Annotated in this window: 19 protein-coding genes; 18 read left to right on the top strand and 1 reads right to left on the bottom strand. The window is 67.5% G+C overall.

The annotated features are described in order from the left end of the window. Nucleotides 1-978, bottom strand: a 978-nt coding sequence (locus tag Aco03nite_RS32500) for an AAA family ATPase (RefSeq protein WP_203801730.1), incomplete at its 3' end; no start/stop codon positions are given. Nucleotides 979-2,481: 1,503 nt separating this feature from the next. Here Aco03nite_RS32500 and Aco03nite_RS32505 point away from each other — a divergent pair. From Aco03nite_RS32505 to Aco03nite_RS32590, 18 genes are all read left to right on the top strand, one after another. Next, on the top strand, nucleotides 2,482-3,036 hold the full coding sequence (locus tag Aco03nite_RS32505) for a Uma2 family endonuclease (protein WP_203801732.1): 555 nt from the start codon (nucleotides 2,482-2,484) through the stop codon (nucleotides 3,034-3,036). 334 nt (nucleotides 3,037-3,370) lie between these two features. Next, entirely contained in the window at nucleotides 3,371-4,039 is a 669-nt protein-coding gene (locus tag Aco03nite_RS32510) for a DedA family protein (protein ID WP_203801735.1), read from the top strand. Between the two features lie 367 nt (nucleotides 4,040-4,406). Beyond that, the gene (locus Aco03nite_RS32515; protein ID WP_203801738.1) at nucleotides 4,407-4,868 is read left to right on the top strand and encodes a peptidase inhibitor family I36 protein; all 462 of its coding nucleotides are present in this window, start codon (nucleotides 4,407-4,409) and stop codon (nucleotides 4,866-4,868) included. A gap of 80 nt (nucleotides 4,869-4,948) precedes the next feature. Continuing rightward, the gene (locus tag Aco03nite_RS32520; RefSeq protein WP_203801740.1) at nucleotides 4,949-5,821 is read left to right on the top strand and encodes a hypothetical protein; all 873 of its coding nucleotides are present in this window, start codon (nucleotides 4,949-4,951) and stop codon (nucleotides 5,819-5,821) included. After that, entirely contained in the window at nucleotides 5,818-6,378 is a 561-nt protein-coding gene (locus Aco03nite_RS32525; RefSeq protein ID WP_203801742.1) for a hypothetical protein, read from the top strand. The genes Aco03nite_RS32520 and Aco03nite_RS32525 overlap by 4 nt, the downstream gene beginning before the upstream one ends. A 44-nt stretch (nucleotides 6,379-6,422) precedes the next feature. Beyond that, nucleotides 6,423-7,715: an efflux RND transporter periplasmic adaptor subunit gene (locus Aco03nite_RS32530; RefSeq protein ID WP_203801744.1), complete on the top strand. Its 1,293-nt coding sequence runs from the start codon at nucleotides 6,423-6,425 to the stop codon at nucleotides 7,713-7,715. Beyond that, the gene (locus Aco03nite_RS32535; protein WP_203801747.1) at nucleotides 7,715-8,380 is read left to right on the top strand and encodes an ABC transporter ATP-binding protein; all 666 of its coding nucleotides are present in this window, start codon (nucleotides 7,715-7,717) and stop codon (nucleotides 8,378-8,380) included. The genes Aco03nite_RS32530 and Aco03nite_RS32535 overlap by 1 nt, the downstream gene beginning before the upstream one ends. Next, the gene (locus Aco03nite_RS32540) at nucleotides 8,374-9,585 is read left to right on the top strand and encodes an ABC transporter permease (RefSeq protein WP_203801749.1); all 1,212 of its coding nucleotides are present in this window, start codon (nucleotides 8,374-8,376) and stop codon (nucleotides 9,583-9,585) included. The genes Aco03nite_RS32535 and Aco03nite_RS32540 overlap by 7 nt, the downstream gene beginning before the upstream one ends. Nucleotides 9,586-9,863: 278 nt before the next feature. Next, on the top strand, nucleotides 9,864-11,306 hold the full coding sequence (locus tag Aco03nite_RS32545) for an ATPase domain-containing protein (protein ID WP_203801752.1): 1,443 nt from the start codon (nucleotides 9,864-9,866) through the stop codon (nucleotides 11,304-11,306). A gap of 40 nt (nucleotides 11,307-11,346) precedes the next feature. Further along, nucleotides 11,347-12,402: a sensor histidine kinase gene (locus Aco03nite_RS32550; RefSeq protein WP_203801756.1), complete on the top strand. Its 1,056-nt coding sequence runs from the start codon at nucleotides 11,347-11,349 to the stop codon at nucleotides 12,400-12,402. A gap of 42 nt (nucleotides 12,403-12,444) precedes the next feature. Beyond that, the gene (locus Aco03nite_RS32555) at nucleotides 12,445-13,350 is read left to right on the top strand and encodes a helix-turn-helix domain-containing protein (RefSeq protein WP_203801758.1); all 906 of its coding nucleotides are present in this window, start codon (nucleotides 12,445-12,447) and stop codon (nucleotides 13,348-13,350) included. A 557-nt stretch (nucleotides 13,351-13,907) separates the two neighbouring features. Then, nucleotides 13,908-14,228 carry a MerR family transcriptional regulator gene (locus tag Aco03nite_RS32560; protein WP_203801760.1) on the top strand — a complete coding sequence of 107 codons (321 nt, stop codon included), beginning with the start codon at nucleotides 13,908-13,910 and terminating at the stop codon, nucleotides 14,226-14,228. A 208-nt stretch (nucleotides 14,229-14,436) separates the two neighbouring features. Then, entirely contained in the window at nucleotides 14,437-14,640 is a 204-nt protein-coding gene (locus Aco03nite_RS32565; RefSeq protein ID WP_203801762.1) for a cold-shock protein, read from the top strand. 185 nt (nucleotides 14,641-14,825) lie between these two features. After that, nucleotides 14,826-15,128, top strand: a complete 303-nt coding sequence (locus Aco03nite_RS32570) for an STAS domain-containing protein (RefSeq protein ID WP_203801763.1) — start codon at nucleotides 14,826-14,828, stop codon at nucleotides 15,126-15,128. A gap of 60 nt (nucleotides 15,129-15,188) precedes the next feature. Further along, nucleotides 15,189-16,142, top strand: coding sequence for a GAF domain-containing protein (locus Aco03nite_RS32575; RefSeq protein WP_203801764.1), 954 nt, complete (start codon nucleotides 15,189-15,191; stop codon nucleotides 16,140-16,142). Between the two features lie 110 nt (nucleotides 16,143-16,252). Further along, complete coding sequence (locus Aco03nite_RS32580; protein ID WP_203801765.1) at nucleotides 16,253-16,873, top strand: hypothetical protein; 621 nt, start codon at nucleotides 16,253-16,255, stop codon at nucleotides 16,871-16,873. A 78-nt stretch (nucleotides 16,874-16,951) separates the two neighbouring features. Beyond that, complete coding sequence (locus Aco03nite_RS32585; RefSeq protein ID WP_203801767.1) at nucleotides 16,952-17,743, top strand: SDR family NAD(P)-dependent oxidoreductase; 792 nt, start codon at nucleotides 16,952-16,954, stop codon at nucleotides 17,741-17,743. Nucleotides 17,744-17,782: 39 nt separating this feature from the next. Next, complete coding sequence (locus Aco03nite_RS32590; RefSeq protein WP_239145629.1) at nucleotides 17,783-19,723, top strand: AfsR/SARP family transcriptional regulator; 1,941 nt, start codon at nucleotides 17,783-17,785, stop codon at nucleotides 19,721-19,723. Nucleotides 19,724-19,886 lie beyond the last annotated feature (163 nt).

Genomic DNA, 19,886 nt, shown 5'->3' on the forward strand with positions numbered 1-19,886 from the left:
CCCCCCCCGGACGGCGCCGAGGTGGTCCGGCGGATCGAGTCCGGCGTGACGCCGCAGGACGCCGCCGACTGGTATTTCCGGGAGTACGGCGAGCGGCTGGACATCGAGCACATCGTGGGCGCGCTGGATGAGCTCGGGTTCGTGCGCGCCGCTGGTGACATCGGGACCGTGCCGGTGCGCGGCCGTCGCCTGGGTGCGGCGCTGTTCTCGCCGGTCGCCTGGGCCGGTTACGCCGCGCTGGTCGTCTGGGCGGTGGTGGCCGCGATCCGTTCGCCGGATCTGGTGCCGACTTATCAGGCAGAGCGGGTTGCCGGCGCTGAGCTGATGCAGCATCCGCCGCCGCCCGGGCGGCTCGGCGGGCAGGAGGCCGGCGACGTCGTCGGCGTTCAACGGGCGCAGCGGTAGCGTCGTCACCGGGACGGGCAGATGGGCGAGCGCGTCGGCGAGCCGGGGCGGGCACTGCCCGGAGCGGAAGGCAAGGACCGCGGTCACCGGGCCGTGCGGCGGGTGCCGGAGCACGTAGGCGAGCAGGTCGTCGGACGCGTCATCGGCCCAGTGCACGTCGTCGAGGATCAGCACGATGCCGGTCCGGCGGGCCAGCGTGGCAAACAGGCCGCGCACCCGCCGATGATGCCGGTGGCGACCGTGGCGCGGCAGCTGCGGCGCGGACAGCGTGTCGAAGAGGGCGTCAAGGTCGCCGTGGTCGTCCGGCGCGGCCGAGGCCGCGTCGAGCACGATGCCGTACGGGACCGTACGCTCGAACTCGGTGGCCCGGCCGGTCAGCACCAGCTGTCCCCGGGCGGCCGCCAGCCGGGCGAACTCGGTGATCAGGCGGCTCTTGCCGATGCCCGGCTCGCCGTGCACGACCGCGTACCGTCCGGCCGGTTCCGGCGTGTCGAGGAGCGCGGCGAGCCGGGCGATCTCGGCGGTGCGGCCGATCAGCGGCCGAGCGGCAACGGGCGATGGGGGGCCGGGCACGACGTTCCCCCCGCAGCTCGGTGACTTTTGGTATCCGTGAGATAACAGTGGGTTTGGTTTGGGCGCCAGGCCGCGGCGTAGCATTTATGTTGAATGAGACTTCTGTTGACAGAATGATGTCGATCGATTAAATGCCTGCCGGTAGAACGCCGATCGGCGCTGGTCAGCGGGCGATGCGGTGATTCGTGTAGACCTTTATGGTATGAGGTGCGATGCCTGCTTTGTCGGCGATTACGAATGCCCGGCCCGTGCGTCCAGTGACTAATGCGGACCGATGCCAACGCTCCCGATAACCGGCACCATCCGCTCGGGCCCGGCTCCCGCGGGTGGCCGAGCGCGGGGAACAGTTACTCGGCCTCCGTCCACGCGGTCCGCCCGGCTATAGCTTGGCACCGCAGTCAATGCGAACTACGGCTACGACAACGCCAACCCCATGGTCTTCATCGGCCCTTACGGCACCCGGGTCATCAGCCTCAACGACATCCACGACTTCGCCGACACCGTCAGCGCCGTCGCCGGAGGCGCAGCGCTCCTACTCACCGCCGCCGGAGTCGGCAGCGCCCGCAGCAGGCGTACTCGGCGCAGTGGCGCTCGTAGGAGGTGTCGTTACCGCCGCGACATCCGTCGCATCGGCGTACACCACCTGTACCGCAGGAGGCAAAGGATCCTGTTCCGACGCCATCATCACCGCATCCCTCGACACCGCCGCAGCCTTTTCCCGGTCAGGTACGCCGCCTGCGAGATCAACGCAGCACGCCCCACCCGAACAGCTGCCGGACGCTTTTTCAACAGCTTCTCCGGCGATGGGCGAACTGCGTGATGGTGTATCGATGCGAAGCTCGCTGAGATCACCTCACTGCCAGCGTGCCGGAACTCGCATGCCTGGACGGTGCCGGCCAGCCGTTACGGCCGGAGCTGACCGAGTCGGCAGCGACGGCCTGAACCTGCCACGACTCCGATCTTGTATCTATAATGAGAGCCGACCGGCATCGGGATCGTCCCCACCCCGCCTGTGACTTGAAACACGTGCCTCCGGGGGTGGGGCAGCGTCGGTTGATCGCGTGGTGATCCGGTGGTGATCGAACGTAAGAGCACGACCCAGCACGACGAAACCTTATGCAACACGTTGGCGGTATCGAGCCGCGATCGCGGATATGACTTGCTTGACGCGGCGCGCGGAACCCGCATGACGCAGCAACACGCGCTAACACGAACTTGATATGTGGCAATACGGCCGCGCCTGCGGGTCCTCGAATCACTCTTCGCGTAGAGCATGTAACTACGGATCAGAAGGTTAGGGGTTCGAGTCCCTTCGGGCGCACAAGCATTAAAGGCTGTGATCTGCGGAAACGCGGTCACGGCCTTTTTGCTTTCTCAGGTCCGACTCTGACTGTCCCGCATGATGGGACCGTGGTGATCGGATGGTGATCGCGTGTCGCAGGCGTGTCGATCCCTTTTGGAATTCGTCCGATCGGGCTTTGAATCCATCAATCCTGTGGGGGCATGATGAGCGCCGGAGCCGTGGGCGCGGGAATGCCGACCCAGGTGACTCTGGACGACCTCGCCATGATGGCGGCGACCGATGAGAACCATCGCTACGAGCTGAGCTCCGAGGGCGTGCTGTCCGTCGGGCCATCCGCGGATCCCGAACACGCGCTGCTCGTGTCATGCATGTTCGCCTGGTTCCTGACCAACGGCTACGGCCCGGAGCAGGTGGTTACCGACTGCGGCATCGACGTCGGCGGTGGCCGAGTTCCGGATCTGACGGTCTGGGCTGACGGTATGCCGCCGCGGCCGGCCCGGTCGAGCTATGCCGGCGTGGCGGGTCTGCTGCTCGCCGTCGAGGTGGTTTCCCGAGGCTCCGAGATCGTCGATCGCGTGATCAAGAAGGTGGAGTACGCGAAGGCCGGCATCCCGCGCTACTGGATCATCGAGCGCGACACCGTCGTCACCGTGCACCGCCACGTCCTCAACATCGATACCGGAGAGTATGAGTCTGACGAGAACGGCCCACAGCCGATCACCTGGCTCCTGACCACGGTGCCCGAACTTTCCTGATCTTCGAGGGCGGCGCCGGTGCCCGGCCTGCGACTCGTGCGGGTCGTGCTGGTGGCGGGAGAACGCCGTGGTGATTTTCTCCCGTACCTTGCGGTTACCTATACGCCACCCGGGCGCGAAACGGCCCGAGCTGTCAGATGAGGCGGCGCTGGTCGTGCTCCTGGAAGTGGTCGAGTCGGTCGAGCGGGGACTTGATGAGGTATCCGGCCGGATGCGAGAGACCCTGACAGCCATCCATGCCGGGCGGGCGGCCCGACTCCGCTGACCGCCGCACCGGCGGCTCCCCCCATCGTGCCGCATTGCCGTCCGGCCTGGTGGATGTGGTTTCGGGGCGATGAATAGTGTGGCGGTGCCGGAGAACCTGATGCCCTTGATCTGCTCGCCGTGGCTCTACCTGATCGTCTTCGCCATGGTCACTGTCGACGGGTTCCTGCCGATTGTTCCGTCCGAGGCCGTGGTGATCGCGGTGAGCGCGCTGTCGGCCACCGGATCGCCGAACCTCGTCGCGTTGATCGCCGCCACAATCGCCGGGGGGATCGCCGGTGACCGGATCGCCTACCTGCTCGGGCTGAAGGCCGGCCACCGCGTGACGACCGGCAAACTGGCCGTGGCCAGGGACAAGGCGGGCAAGGCATTGCTGCGGTACGGCGCCGTAGCGATCCTGGTCGGGCGGTTCCTTCCGGGCGGGCGTGCGGCGACCACCTGGACGTCCGGGTCGGTGGCGCTGCCGTTGAGCCGATTCGGTCTGGTCAGCGTGCTGGCAAGTGTGGCTTGGGCGGCTTACATGATCAGTCTCGGCCGTGTGGGTGGTTCGGTGTTCGCCGACATGCCACTTCTGGGAGCCGCGATCGGTCTGGCCCTCGGTACGGTTCTGACCGCCGTTTACGGGCTCGTGGAGAAGCGTCGAAGCCCATCCGGCCCGGCGGATGCCGGCGCCGCTGCGCCGCGGTATCGGGAGGCGTCTTCGGACGCCCGGCCACTGGCTGGCCAATCAGTCGGATAGGTCACTCGATGTGACGACGTCCATTCCTCATGCTGTCGGGTGATAGTCATCAAGGACGAATCCGGGGAACGATCTCCGAACGGACTCTATGTATAGACCGCCCTAAAATTGCGCAAGCATCCTCGGTGAGAGTTCGCCGATTAGTGGGCCGACAGCTCCATGATGGAGGTGGTACGGTGATCGATCTCAGCCGGGCAGTCGTCTCGCTTGGCTGACGAGATCTCATCCAGCCTCCCGGTCGTGGGGCAAAAGTCTGTTTCGGTCCGAAACCTACTCAGGCAGACAAGGTGAACAGTGGAGGAACCTCCGGGAAACTGAAGGATGTGTCACAGTAAATATAGATTGATTGCGTTGCGTTGCCCTGCATATGATTCGCTCATCGACCGGCATAAATCTGCCAGAAAAATGGGGAATTCTCAATGAGTCGCAAAATTCATGCTGCGCGTCTATTCGCCGTTCTGGCGGTCGCGTCAACGGGATCGTCGCCGAGGTCAGCCTGAGCCCGGCCAGTCCCGCATTTGCTTACACCAGGCACGACGGAAACTGTGAGGGCGGGGAAGTCTGTCTCTGGAAGGGCTCTGGTTACACGGGCTGCGAGGACAACTACGGCGGCAACGTCAGCAACTACGCGGGTCGCTACTACGTCGACTGCGCCTCCACGATCCTCAACGACTCCGTCCGCTCCCTGAACAACTACGGAACCTTCTACGACGTCACCGTCTACGAGAACTCCGGGTACAAGGGAGCCGAGATCACCACTGCCGCCGGCAGCAGCCGTGGGGCGAGCCTCGGCGTTCTGCGGGAGGAAATCAGCTCTCACTACTGGTGAGCTGATTCGCTGAGTTAGTTTCTTGAGCCTCCGAGGTGGCGCGAGCGCCTCGGAGGCTCGTTTCCAGGAAAAGGATCGATATGGATTGGCCCATCTGGCGGGTCGGCGCAATGCTGACGGCGGCGATGCTCCTGACGGCCGGTTGTGATGCGGGAACCGAGTCGGCCTCCGGCTCGGAACCTGCCGTGCAGCCCACGACGGTGGTGGATGTGCGCACCCTGACGTTGCCGCTGGACCCCTATCGGCCGGACCGTAAGCAGGAGCGCCAGCTGGAGTACGGCAGGATGCTCCTCGCACTGAAGTGCCTACGGCAGTACGGATTCGACGTCAGTGCGCCGCCGATCGCCAAACCCTTCGCTCTCGCCGTCAACGAGCGGCGGTACGGCGTGACCAGCGAGGCCGAGGTTGCGGTGTACGGCTACCGCCCGCCGTTCGAGGACGGTGAGCGGCCGGAGGAGCCGGAAATGAGCAAGGCGGCGTTGTCGGTGCTCACCGGCAAGGACGTGCAGATCGCGGATGTGCCGGAGGGCGGTTGCCGAGGGCAGGCCAACCGGGAACTCTCCGACGGCCTGGACCCCGATGCGGTCGATTGGGATCTCGCCCAGATGCTCAGTGCCAAATCGCTCAAGCAATCGGAAGCGGACAGTCGTGTGCAGGCCGTTTTCGGGAAGTGGAGCGAATGCATGAAGCGTTCCGGCTATTCGTACAAGAATCCGGACGCCGTGGACGATGATCCGGTGATGAACTCCGGGTCGTTGACCGAGCAGGAGATCAAGACTGCCGTCGCGGACGTGAAATGCAAAAAGGAAGTCGACTTGATCGACACCTGGGTCGCGGTCGACGTCGCCTATCAGAATCAATTCCTTGAGAAGAACGAAGAAGGCCTGGCTGCGTTGAAGGCTCAGTTGGACACCCGCCTTCGCGTAGCAGCCGCCGTGGTGAGTGGAAAATGAACCGAAAAATCATCGCTTCGCTTGTCTCCGGCGTTGCCGCTGTGATGTTCCTGGCGGCCTGCACGGCGAACGAGTCGCCGTCGGCTGACACCGCCCCCGCGGTTCCGGTGCCCGGGCGCGGATTGATTTCGGCGGAAGGCGAACTCGTCAAGAGCTATGCGTCCTGCCTCCGTACCAAAGGCGCAGAGGTGACCGATGTCATCGGCGTCTACGTGGTCGCGAAAAAGGGGTCGGGCGACGGTCTCAAGAAGGCCGACGACGCCTGCCAGGACGAGCGGACGGCTCTCTACAAGAGCCTGGAGGACGGACACGACGTTCTCGACGACGACGGCAACCGCTTCTGGTACTTCGTACGCGGTTGTATGGAGACCGGACTCGCGAGCTATCCGCGAGTCGCGGAAGACCTGCTGGTCGTCGCCGATGGTGACGAGCAGTACGCAAAGGACTTCCGTGAGTGTGTCGAGATCGCACGCGGATGGCCAGGGGAGACGCCCGGTCCCGGACAGTCGGAATGGCCGGTCTATCCGTCGAGGTCCGCCAAAGGCACACCGGGATGAGTGACGCCTCCCGGACGGGTGTCTCGTCTCGGCGCACATGGCTGTTGATCGCCGTTCCGGCGGTCGCAGTGATCATGGGTGGTGGAGGCCTGCTCGCCTCCGCGTTCATCCGTTCACCGGAGGAGCAGCGTGCGGACGCTGCTCCTCCGGTCGCTACCGTATTGACGGCACCGGTGGAGCGCCGGGTGCTCACCAGCACGCTCGTCACCCGAGGCACCGTGGTCGCCGCCAACCAGGTGACCATCACCCCGGTCGTCGAGGAAGCAGCAGCGCAGGTGGTGACCGCGCTGCATGTCAAAGCCGGCGATGTCGTCCGGAAGGGGCAGGTGCTCGCCGCTGTCGCCGGTCGGCCGCTGATCGTTCTTCCGGGAAGATTGCCGGCTTATCGGGATCTCAAGCCGGGCGACAGCGGTTCCGACATCAGTCAGTTGCAGAAGGCGTTCCGAACTCTCGGGTTGTACCGCGGTGGGGACGACAGCGGATACTTCGGGTCCGCAACCAAGAGCGCCGTGAGCAAGCTCTATTCCAACAGCGGATACGACGCGCTACGCACTGACGGCGCCGACGGACGGACCGATGCGAGCGCCATCGCCGGCGCCGAGGACGCGGTGGACGAGGCCGAGGACGCCATAGCCGATGTCAATGCTCAGCTGGCCGCCTCCGGCATCACCGCGACCGAGCGAGCTACGCTCAAACGGCAGAAGGCACGTCTGGTCAAACAGCTCCAACGAGCGCGGGATGCGCACCGGCTGCTGATCGCCACCACTGGACCGTTGCTGCCGCACAGTGAGTACGTGTTCGTGTCGGCTCTACCCTCCCGGGTGGCAGCTGTCTCCGCGAAGGTCGGCGAGACCGTACCGGACCCCTTTCTCACGCTGGCCGTGGGGAAGTTGGCGGTGTCGGTGAAGATTCGACCCGACCAGGTCGATCTTGTTCGTGCCGGCATGGAGGTGGAGTTGGCGTCGGAGACCTTGGGCAAGGAGGCCAAGGGAACGGTGGGCAGTGTCGGCTCACTGGTCAGCGACCCGAAAGGCGTGGAACCCGCCCACCACTTGATGAGGGTGGACGTCGAGGGAACACTCGACGCGTCCTGGGCCGACCTCGAGGTCCGGGTCCGCGTGGTGTCGGCGGAGACCGAGGACGAAGTGATCGTCGTGCCGGTGTCGGCGGTGTCCTCCGGCGCGGATGGAAGGACCACGGTTTCGGTCCTCGCCAAAAACGGCACGGTGACTCGGGTGGAAGTACGAGCCGGCATGTCCGGTGACGGATATGTCGAAGTCGAACCACTTTCGGGCACTCTGTCGGAGCAGGACGAGGTCGTGGTGGGCAAATCCTGATGGACCCCGTCATCACACTGGACGACGTGGGCCTGACCTATCCCGGCCCGCCACCGGTTCGCGCTCTATACGGCGTCGAACTCGAGGTGCAGCGGGGCGAGTACGTCGGTGTGGTCGGTCCGTCCGGATCCGGCAAGTCCACCTTCCTCAACGTCGTCGGCCTCCTCGACCGCCCGACCCACGGCACCTATCTTCTCGATGGCGTCGACGTCTCCACGATCAGCGAGCGTGACCGGACAGCACTTCGTGGCCAGCGCATCGGATTCGTCTTTCAAGCCTTTCACCTCATGCCGTACCGCAACGCCGTGGAGAACGTCGCGTTGGCCACCCTCTATGCGGGCGTCCGCAGAAAGGCTCGGCTGGCAGCGGCGCGGGATGCCCTCGACCGTGTCGGGTTGGCGCATCGGGCTCACGCGCTGACGAACATGCTCTCCGGCGGAGAACGGCAACGGGTGGCCATCGCACGAGCGATCCTTCACCGGCCGAGCCTGCTGCTGTGCGACGAACCCACCGGAAACCTGGACAGCGACAACGCCGCGGCGGTGCTGACCCTCTTGGATCAACTCCACCGTGACGGAATGACGATCATGGTCATCACCCATGACTCCACGGTGGCGGCCCGCGCCGAGCGACTGGTGACGATCCGGGACGGTGCGCTGTGCTGATCCAGCCGTCGCGATTTCGGCTGCGTGATGTCGTCGAGGAATCCATCGCCGGTCTGCTGCAACGACCAATGCGATCCGCTCTGACGATGCTCGGCACCATGCTCGGTGTCGGATCCTTCGTGGCGGTTCTCGGCCTTACCGCCTCCGCGGGCGGCCAGATCGACAAGAGGTTCACCGAGATCGCTGCGACCGAGGTGACGGTCGCGGACATCGGCGTCGTGGGTGCCGCCGACAAGGCGATGTCGTTCCCCGGCGACGCGTCGGACCGGGTCGAGGCGATCAACGGTGTGGTCCACGCCGGCCGGTGGTGGCAGGTCCCGTTGGAGGATCCGACCGTGAGCAGCGCGCTCGGCCTGGACTCCGACAGCGGTGATATCCAGATTCTTGCGATGGATCCGTCGACGATCGATGCGACGCGTCCTGTTCTGGGCCTGGGCCGGACATTCGACGCGTTTCATGTCGGTCGGCACGAGAAAGTCGCGCTACTGGGCTCGGTAGCCGCCGCGAATCTCGGGATCACACGGCTTGACGGGAACCCTGCTGTCTTCATCGACGGAACACCCTTCACCGTGCTGGGAATCGTCGACAGCAACGCCAGGATGCCCGAACTGCTGTTCGGAGTCGTGATCCCGGCGGAGACCGCCCTGGACCTCTACGGGCCGCCGACCGAACAACGGGCCGGAATGTTGATCGAGACTCGCGTCGGAGCCGCCTCTGTCGTCGCGGATCAGGTCCCGCTTGCCCTGCGCCCGAACGCTCCGGACCTCTTCCAGGTAACGGCCGCGCCCGAGCCGAAGGCACTCCAAACCAAAGTCGGTGGCGATCTCGACGTCCTGTTTCTCGCGCTTGCCTCCATCTCGCTCGTGATCGGCGCGATCGGGATCGCCAACACGACTCTCGTAGCGGTACTCGAGCGGACTCATGAGATAGGACTACGCCGTTCGCTCGGCGCACAGCCGCGGCACATCGCCGTGCAGTTCCTGTCCGAGTCGACAGTCCTGGGGCTGCTCGGTGGCATGATCGGGGCCGCCGTCGGCATCGTCGTCGTTGTCATCGCCGCCGTCGTGCAGGGATGGACACCGCTCCTGCAGACCTGGGCTGTTGCGCCGGCCCCTGCCGTGGGCGCTCTGATCGGGCTCCTCGCGGGCGCCTATCCGGCCCTGCGGGCAGCCCGGATCGAACCCGTCGAGGCCTTGCGCCGATGATCTGGAGTTGGCAGCCGTGATCATCGCCTTGGCGTCGGTCGCGCTCACCGTTGACGTCGCGTCAACGTTTCCCCTGGTCGGCGAGGCTCGGCCTGCGGATCGACGGGTCCGTTGCAGGTGTTGCCAGGTCGGTCGGGGTGAACCCGGAATGCAGGTGCTCTGGCCCAGCGGGACCTACCGCGGAGCCGGGCGGAAGGTTTCGGGGGATCTGGCCGCGTTGGGGGTCGGTTGCTGGCATCGTGAGAGGTAGGGATCAAGGACGTTCGGGGGAGTCGTTCGTGACGGACCGGGTGCTCACCGGCATCGAGGGATTGGACGAGATCCTTCACGGCGGCCTGCTTCGGCGGCGGGCATACCTCGTGCGAGGTGGGCCGGGCAGCGGCAAGACAACCGTGGGGCTGCACTTCCTCACCCAGGGTGTCACGGCCGGCGAGCCGACGCTCTTCATCAACCAGGGTGAACCCGAGGACGAGGTACGGGCCAACGCCGCGTCGATCGGCCTGGACGTGAGCGGCGTGAAGTTCCTCGATCTGGCGCCGTCGGGGACGGTGTTCGCCGAAGGCGAGTCCTACGACATCTTCCACCCGGCCGAGGTGGAGTTGGAGCCGACCACCCAGTCGATCGCCGAGGCGGTCCGGGAGGTCCGGCCCACCCGGGTGCTCCTGGATGTGATGACCCAGCTGCGGTACCTGTCGCTGGACCAGACCCACTTCCGCCGGCAGGCGCTGTCGCTGCTGCGTTTCCTGGTCACCTCCGGCGCCACCGTGGTGTGCGTGTCGGAGAGCCAGAACACCGACGGCGACGCTGACCTGCAGTTCATGGCGGACGGCGTGATCCACATGGACAACCGCGGCGGCCTGCGTACGATCGCGGTCTCGAAGTTCCGTGGCTCGGAGTTCGTCGGCGGCGGCCACAGCCTCAGCATCGACGCCGACGGCATGCACGTCTATCCCCGTCTGACCCCGCAGGACCACGGCAAGCCGTTCGTCGCCGAGACCATCTCCTCCGGTGTGCCCGAGATCGACGAGCTGATGGCCGGTGGCATCGAACGCGGTACCGCCACCATCCTCACCGGCCCCAGCGGGGTGGGGAAGACGACGCTGGGCCTGCAGTTCATGAAAGAGGCCGCGGGGCGTGGCGAACGCTCGGTCATCTACAGCTTCGAGGAGGGCGCCGACGCGCTCGCGCACCGCTCGCAGCTGGTCAACATCCCGATCGGCAAGATGATCGAGGCCGGTACGTTGTCCCTGGTGCAGGTCGAGCCGTTGCGCTTCACCGCCGACCAGTTCGGGCACATGGTGCGGGACGAGGTGGAACGCGCCGACGCCCGGATCGTCATGATCGACAGCATCTCGGGGTTCGGGATGTGCATGCGCGAGGACGACCCTCAGGTCTATCTGCACGCGCTGGCGAAGTACCTGCGCAACATGGGCGTCACCACGATCCTGATCAACGAGACCACCAACATCACCGGAGACTTCCGGGCCACCGACAACGAGATCAGCTACCTTGCCGACAACATCGTGTACCTGCGGTACATCGAGATCCACGGCGAGCTGCGCAAGGTCATGGGTGTGCTGAAGAAGCGGATGAGCGACTTCGAGAAGACCATGCGCGAGTTCGAGATCACCAGGTACGGCGTCAAGGTGGGCGGCGCCCTGACGAACATGCGCGGCATCCTGCAGGGCACCCCGACCCTGCTGGAGCCGTCACCGCGATGACATCGGCGCCGGCGCACCGCCGCGAGCACGAGGAGCGCCGGTGAGCCGCATCGGTCTGCTGCTACCCGCCGGACGTAATCGCCAGATCATCGAGGACGCCCTAACCCACAACAACTTCGACATCGAGGTCGTGCCGGCCACCGAGATCAGCACCGCCTCGGTCGACGTCCTGCTGGCCGAACCTCGATCGCTGCTCGAAGCGCTCACCGCGGCGGCCCGGGCCGGATTCGAGGCCGGGTACGCCGACGCCGCGCGGGCTCAGCGGCCACCCATCATGCTGCTCACCCGGGCCGGTGACCGCCCGGCGCTCCCGCCCACGGTGGTCGACGCGGTGGACGAGATCGTCACGGTGCCGGCACCCCAGCGGGAGCTGCTCGACGGCATCACCCGCCTGGCGAGCCGGCGTCAGCAGGTCCATGAGGAACGCCGTCTCATGCGGGAGCACGTCGCCTACATCAGCCACGAACTGCGAACCCCGCTTCAATCCGTGCTGGCGTACGCCGAGATGCTGCACGACGAGAGCCTCGATCCCGACCAGGACGAGCTGCTGGGCAGCCTCATCCGGGGTGGTCAGCGCATGCTCGACCTGGTCAACAAACTGCTCGACGACGGCCGTGCCGAAGCCGGCCACCGGCCCGACTGCACCGCCGTGGTCGACCTCGCCGAGACCGTTCAGGCGGCTCTGGTGGTGGTCCGCCCGCTCGCCGACCAGCGCCGCCTGACCGTCACCGCACGGGTGGCCGCCGATCCGCCGCCATCGGTACGCGCCGACCCGGCCCACCTGCACCAGATCCTGATCAACCTGTTGTCCAACGCCGTCAAGTACAACCGCGAGAACGGCGCGATAACCGTCGACCTGCGCAGCGAGCCGGACCACGTCGAGCTGGACGTCACCGACACCGGAGCGGGCATCTCCGCCGACGAGCTCGAGCAGATCTTCGAGCCGTACCGGCGGCTGCCCGGATCCACGGCCTCCGGCACCGGCCTGGGCCTGCCCTATGCGCGCCTGCTCGCCCAGCGCATGCAGGGCACGATCACCGTCTCGTCCCGTCCCGGAACCGGCAGCACCTTCACCCTCACGCTGCCCCGCGCCTGAGGCTGTTGACTTTCCAGCCGCTGCAAGGTTCAGGATTCCCCCATGGATCCGAACGCCGGGTTGTTGACCATCGGGCAGCTCGCCCGTCGTACCGGGGTCAGTGCCCGGACTCTGCGGTTCTGGTCGAACGAGGAGGCGCTGGTGCCTGTCGCTCGTTCAGCGAGTGGCTACCGGCTCTACGACGCGGACTGTGTGGCCCGGGTCGAGCTGGTGCGGAGTCTGCGGGAGCTGGGGCTCGGGCTGGACGAGGTGCGGCGCGTGCTGAGAGGCCGGGCGACCGTCGCCGAGATCGCCGAAGCGCACGTGGCGGCTCTGGAGGCGCAGATCCGGACCCTCAAGGTCAGCCGGGCGGTCTGGTCCACCGTGTCGAAACGTCAATCCACCGCCGAGGAGGCGACGCTGATGAACCGGCTGGCCCGGCTTTCGGTCACCGAACGCATGCAGATCATCGACGACTTCAAGAGGGAGGTGTACGGCGGTCTCGAACTCGAACCGGGGCTGCACGACCGGATCCGCGACATGCGCATCGACCTGCCCGACGATCCGACCCCGGAGCAGGTGGACGCCTGGATCGAGTTGGCGGGGCTGCTGCAGGATCCGGAGTTCCGCGCCCGGATGCGGGCCTTCCTGGAACTGAACATGCCCACACCGGGGCAGAGTGTCCCGCCCGGAGCCCGGATCTGGTGGGCCCGGCAGGTGGTGGAGTCCGTCGCGCGGGTCCGGGCCGCCGGTGTCGGCCCCGAGGAGCCCGCCGCGGCCGAACTGGTCACCACCCTGTTCGGCGAGGCCGATCTCGGCACCGTCTCGGACTCGCTGGAAGCGGGCCTCGAAGCGGGTGCGGAGCGTTATCGCGGACTGGTCTCGCGGGTTCGTGGCGGGCCCTCCGCGCCCGATGCCACCGCGGATCTGCGCTGGCTGGCGACGGCTCTGCGCCACGCCGCCGGGTAATCCTCAGGGTGACACCGAGAAAATCTGGTCTCTGGAGACTAGACATCCTCACCGAGGCTGGTTAGATTAGGTCTTGTTGACGACAGAGATCTGTAGAAGACGCAGACGTGGCGGACCGAGCGTCAAGCAGGGCCCGGAAGTTCGTGGCTCGCTCGGCAACCGCTAAGAAGTGGAAGTAAGAGCAGGTGGGGCCGGTGCAGGTTCAGGGCTCCGCCTGACGCAAGAAGATCCACCGCACGTGTGCGGGGCCATGAAGTCGCGTGGGGCTCCGACACCGGTGGACAGCACCACCGAGAAATGTAAGAAGAGGAAAGGGAGGGTTTGACGCCGTTGGATCGCCCGCCGTCAGGACGTCAGACCAGTCCTGTGGTGGACACCGTAGTCTCATCGAAAGTGAGGTGGTCTCCGGTCACGCTTACGCGATCCTCGCGCCTGCTGATAGTGGCACGGTGCGGAAAAGAGAACCCGACGAACCTGTCGGTAGATGGTGTTCTGAACCCGTAACCCTGGGCCCCGGCGTCTTCTGCGCCGGGGCCCTCGTTCGTGACGAGGAATGTATGGCCCCACCCAACGACATGTTCAACGACGACGACTACCCCGCCTACACCATGGGCCGCGCTGCCGAGATGGTGGGCGCTTCGCAGGACTTCCTGCGCCGCCTCGACGAGGCGAAACTGTTCACCCCGTTCCGTTCCTCGGGCGGGCACCGTCGCTACTCCCGCTACCAGTTGCGCCTCGCGGCCCGGGCCCGGGAGATGGTCGACCAGGGCACCGCCCTCGAAGCCGCCTGCCGGATCATCATCCTCGAGGACCAGCTCGAGGAGGCGCTCCGGCAGAACCGTGAGTACGAGAGCCGGCACCGGAGCGAAACCGAGTGAAAACCGCGCGGTACGCGCCGGAATCGATTTCTGTGATACGGTGACCGGGTTGCAGTTTTGATTTCCGTAGACGTTTTCGGCGCCTGATGGATTTTACGATCCGTCCGGCGCTTTTTCGTTTTTTGCGTGTCGTTCCCGACGCGGGTGATCAACGCGGCGGCGTGTGGGGCCGCACCGAGCGGTCCCATCAGCCTGCGAAGGAGCAGACATGGTTACCGGCACTGTGAAGTGGTTCAACGGCGAAAAGGGTTTCGGCTTCCTGACCCAGGACGACGGCGGTCCCGACGTCTTCGCCCACTTCTCCGCGATTTCGGCGAGCGGTTTCCGCAGCCTCGAGGAGAACCAGCGGGTGGAATTCGAAATCACCCAGGGCCAGAAGGGCCTGCAGGCCGAGAACATTCGCGTGATCTGATTCTCGATCTTCGAACGGCGGTCCGACTGGTTCAGCGGGCCGCCGTTCGGCATTTCCCCAGCCGGGCCAGGTCCGCCGGAAACCACCGCGCCCCGACTGCAGTCCGTGACGTCGTCGACGACTGGCTCTCCGGCCTGCACGCCGGTGGGGACGACCGGATCGCTTTCACGCACGCCGCCGTCGAGTTGGTCACCAACGCCTTCGAGCACGCCCGCCCGGATTCCGCCGGCACCACCGAGGAGATGCGCTCCGAACTGGACAGATATACCCTGGGACGCACCCATCCGCTGATCGTGGATCTGATCGCGGTCACCCATCTGGCCAGCGCCGCCGTCACCGCGTTGTACCGCACCCCGGCCGGCACCGCACTGACCCTGTACGCGCCGGCGGGCAGCATCGCCCATCACGTCCTGAGCCTGGTAGGCCTGCCGCACGTCACCGACGACCCGCACCACGGGAGCAACACCGGTACCGCATCAGGCGTATGAACGACGGCTACCCGCGTAACGTCGGTAGCTGACTCGACGGTCGAATCCAGGCGGTGGCTCATGGAAGAAGACCGGAATCAACAGGAACTCATCGACGCGGAGATGCGGGACACCCGCCGGGTCGTGCTCACCCAGTTCCGGGAGCAGTTGCGCCTCACACCACAGACGTTGACCACGGCGGATTTCCTGCGGGTGGCCGACCGGCCGGTGGTGCTCACCGCGATCACCATCGCCGCCGGTGCGGTGGCCGGCGGCTGCGTGCTGCACACCGTCCGCCCGGCCACCCGGATCCTGCGGATCGCCCGGCATCACGGGCTGCCGGCCCGGTTCGTGGAGCACTTCGCCTCGGTCGACGAGTCCACCGCCTCGACGTGTGCCGTGGCCCTGCGGACCGGGCTTCCGGTGCTTGTCGACGACGTCACCACCAGCTCGATCTTTCGGGGCCGGGGTACGTTGCGGGTCCTGCTCGACGCCGGTTCCCGCTCGGTGCACTCCTATCCGTTGCGTACCGGCCACGACGCCCTGCTCGGTGTGCTCTGCCTGCACCATCGGGTGGCCGGCCGACATCCCGGCCGGTACGAGCTGGCCGAGGCCGCGTCCCATGCCCTGTCCCACGTCGCGGCCCGCCCGTCCGCGCCGGACCGGACCGAGCCGGATCCGGTACGCCCAGCGATCACCGTCTCGCGGACCGGCGACGTGGTCACGATCGTGGTCCGGGGCACCCTCGACGCCCTCACCGTCCCGGACCGCGCCGCCCGCATCCACGAGACGATCAACGGTCTCGCCGAGGGCCAGGTGCTGATCGTCGATCTGAACGAGATGGACTTCCTGGCCGTCGCCGGCGCCCGTGCCCTCACCGCGGCCGCGGAACTGTGCGTCGCCCGGGGTGTGCACCACTACACGCTGATCGACCAGGACCACATTGCCCGGCGGGTGCTGACCACCCTCCGCATCGCTCCCCGCCTCCGTTTGATCACCGACGCCACACCGGTGCTGGCCAGCCTGCTCCCCTGAGCGGCGCGGCGTACAGCCGACGTACAGCCGAAGTAAAGGCGGCTTCGAATACTCATCTCGAGATCGAAGGACCGCTATCCGGTACGCCGGTGGAGACAAGGATGTGGACCATGCGTGACACCTATCGTCTGGGCGCCGGAGTCGTGGCACTGTGCGCGGCGGTTCTGCTGCCGAGCACGCCGGCTCTGGCCGCGGACAACGGTGGCGGTACGACGGCGGTGGCGTTCGCACCGACCGTGTGCGAGCCGAACTTCAAGGCGTACAAGGTGACGTCGGTGAAGACGCCGTGGACGGTCACCCACGCGTCGATCCACGAGAACTACAGCGGCTCCACCGAGAAGCGGACCGCGAAGGCGAGCAAGCAGACCGTCCTCAAGGCCTCCCTCAGCGTCACCTCGGGTGTCGAGGCCAAGGCCGGGGTGATCTTCGCCAAGGTGGACAGCAAGGTCGAGTTCACCGTCGCGGGTGAGGGCCAGAAGACGAAGTCGTCCTCGGTGACCGTCACCAGCACCATGAAGTCGGGGCGGCGCTACGTCTTCTTCGCCGGCCGCCGCAAGGTCACCGGCGAGTGGACCATGACCCAGTGCAACTCCCGGGGCACCGCGTCGTCGGTGAAGGGCCGTGGCAAGGTCGCCACCTTCGACAAGGTCGAGGGCACCGGCTCGGTGTGGTGCGGCGCCAAGCCGAAGGCCGGCACCCTCGCCGCCAAGGCCAAGAAGCTCTACTGCTGATCGGCTGCTCATTCGTCAGCGGCAACCTGGACCGGGCCGCCGCCGGACACTCCGGCGGCCCGGACATCAGGGGGACAGATGGATCTGCAGCTGACAGGCAGGACCGCGTTCGTCAGCGGATCCCGGCGCGGCATCGGTTACGCGATCGCGAAGGCACTGGCCGCCGAGGGCGCCGGAGTGATCCTCAACGGCCGTGATCCGGTGCTGCTGGACCGGGCCGTCGGGGCGTTGCGTCACGAGGTGCCCGGTGCGTCCGTCCGCGGTCTGGCCGCCGACTTCGCGGTCACCGGGGACGTCGACCGGTTGTGCGAGCAGGTGCCGGACGTCGACATTCTGATCAACAACGTCGGCCTCTTCGAGGTCAAGCCCTTCGACCTGGTCTCCGACGACGACTGGCGGCGCTACTACGAGGTCAACGTGCTCAGCGGTGTCCGGCTGGCCCGGCGGCTGCTGCCCGCGATGCTGGACCGGTGCTGGGGACGGATCGTGTTCGTCAGCAGCGAATCGGGGGTCGACGTGCCGGCCGACATGATCCATTACGGCACGTCCAAGGCGGCGATGCTCGCGGTCGGCAACGGTCTGGCGAAGCTCACCCGGGGCACCGCCGTGACGGTGAACTCGGTGCTGGGCGGCCCGACCTACTCCGACGGCGTCGCCGGCACGGTCCGGGAGCTGGCGGCCGCCCGGGCGATCCCGGAGGAGCAGATGAAGGCGGCGATCATCGGCGCCAACCGGACCTCCCTGCTGGAACGCTTCATCGAGCCGGCCGAGATCGCCGACGCGGTCACCTTCCTCGCCAGCCCCCGTGCGTCCGCGATCAACGGTTCGGCGGTACGCGTCGACGGAGGTGTGCTCACCACCCTGCTCTGACATCCACGCTGCTCTGATCTTCCGGAGTAGCGTGACGGCGTGATCCGATTCGGCGTTCTCGGGCCGGTGGCCGCCGAGGACTCCCGGGGCCGGCCGGTCGCGCTCAAGGGCCCGATGCACCGCGCGGTGCTGGGCCGTCTGCTGGTCGCGCGCCGCCGGGTCGTACCGCTGAATGATCTGATCGATGATCTCTGGGTCTCGCCGCCGGAGGGTGCGGTGGCCGCGGTGCGGACGTTCGTCGCGGCGCTGCGCCGGGCGATCGAACCCGATCGTCCGGCACGGGCTCCGGCGACGCTGCTGGTGACACAGGGCCTCGGGTACGCCTTGCGATGCGAGACCGACCAGGTGGACGCGTGGCGGTTCGAACAGGCCGTCACCGCGGATCCGGGCGCGGATCCGGACCGGCTGGACGAGGCGCTCTCCTGGTGGCGTGGTCCGGCGTACGCCGATTTCCCGGACGCCGCCTGGCCCCGCGCCGATCGCGCCCGTCTCGCCGAGTTGCGCCTGCAGGCCGTGGAGCAGCGGGCCCGGCTGCGCATCGACCGGGGACGCGCCGCCGAGGCCGTCCCGGACCTGGACGAGCACGTCACCGCCCACCCCTGGCGGGAACGGGGCTGGCATCTGCTGGCTCTGGCGCTGTACCGGTCCGGTCGGCAGGGTGACGCGCTCGCCGTGCTGCGCCGGGCCCGGGAGCTGCTCGCCGGGCGGCTCGGGGTGGAACCCGGCGCGGACCTGCGCACCCTGGAGACCGGCATCCTGCGGCAGGACCCGCGCCTGGACGCACCGGCCGAGGACCCGGCCGGTGCGGTGCTGCGGCGGGCCGCGTCCGCCTACGGGCAGGTGGGCGCCGGGGTGCGCCTGGAATCGGCGATCGGGCTGCTGCGCAACCTGGCCGTCACCGGCCCCGGCGGCCTGGAGGTGGCCCGGGAGCAGCGGGCGGCGGCGGTCGCCGCGGCCGAGCAACTGGGCGACCCCGGGCTGACCGCGCGGGTGATCGGCGCCTACGACGTGCCGGCGATCTGGCCGCGCGCCGACGACGCCGGGCAGGCCGCCGGAATCGTCGCCGCCGCCGAACGGGCCCTCGCGGTGCTCCCACCGGACGGCCCCGGCCCGATCCGGGCCCGGCTGCTGGCCACCATCGCCCTGGAATCGCGCGGAACCCGTGACCCTCACCCACCGGACTGCGCCCGGCGGGCCGAGACGATCGCCCGGGCGGCCGACGACCCCGCGCTGCTCGCGTTCGTGCTGAACGGCGTTTTCATGCAGAGCTGCCGGTCCGCCGGTGGATCGGTGCGCCGGGATCGGATCGGGGCCGAACTGATCGGGTTGGCAGCCCGGCACGGGATGGCCACGGTGGAGGTTCTGGGCCGGCTGATCCGGCTCCAGTCGGCAGGCGCGGTGGCCGCTTTCGATCACGCCGACGAGCACGCGCGGGCCGCCGACGACCTGGCCGCCCGGCACGGGATCCCGCTGGTCGGCGTGTTCACCCAGTGGTACCGGGCGCTCCGTGCCGACCTGGCCGAGCGGGTGCCGGTGGAGCGGGCCGAGGCGCTGTACCGGGCCGCGGCGGTCCGATTGGAGAACGCCGGGATGCCCGGCCTGCGCGACGGTCTGCTGCCTCTGGCGCTGCTGGGTCTGCGGCTGCGGCACGGGCTGCGAGCCGACGCGGGGGACGACGACTGGGGGCCGTTCGAGCCGTGGGTGCGGCCGCTGCTCGAACCCGGCCGGATCGTGCTCGCCGAGGTTCCGGATCCGCCCGCCGACCTGCTCGCCGAGGCGATGTGGTGCCTGCTGGGGCGGGCCGCGATCACGGCCGGCGACCGGCCCGCGATGATCCGGGTCCGGCGGGCCCTGACACCCGCCGCGGCGGAGTGGGCCGGGGCGGCGAGCGGGATGCTGACGGTCGGATCGGTGGCTGATCACCTGGCGGCGCTGGACGAGGCTCTCGGATCCGCCGCCGTCTATCCTGGTAGGAGTTGACCAGCCGGACCGCGCCACCGGCCGCCGACGAGACACGTCTCGCCGACGGCCGGGCGGTCCCGATCTGCGACCCCCCGTACCGCCGCAGAGAGGGAGACCGTGACCAGGATGAGGCATGGTTGTCCGCACGTGACCGGGCCGTTGCCTGTCCGTTTCCGCGTAC

Origin of the sequence: Actinoplanes couchii, from assembly GCF_016862075.1 — a bacterium.
Taxonomy (GTDB): Bacteria; Actinomycetota; Actinomycetes; order Mycobacteriales; family Micromonosporaceae; genus Actinoplanes; species Actinoplanes couchii.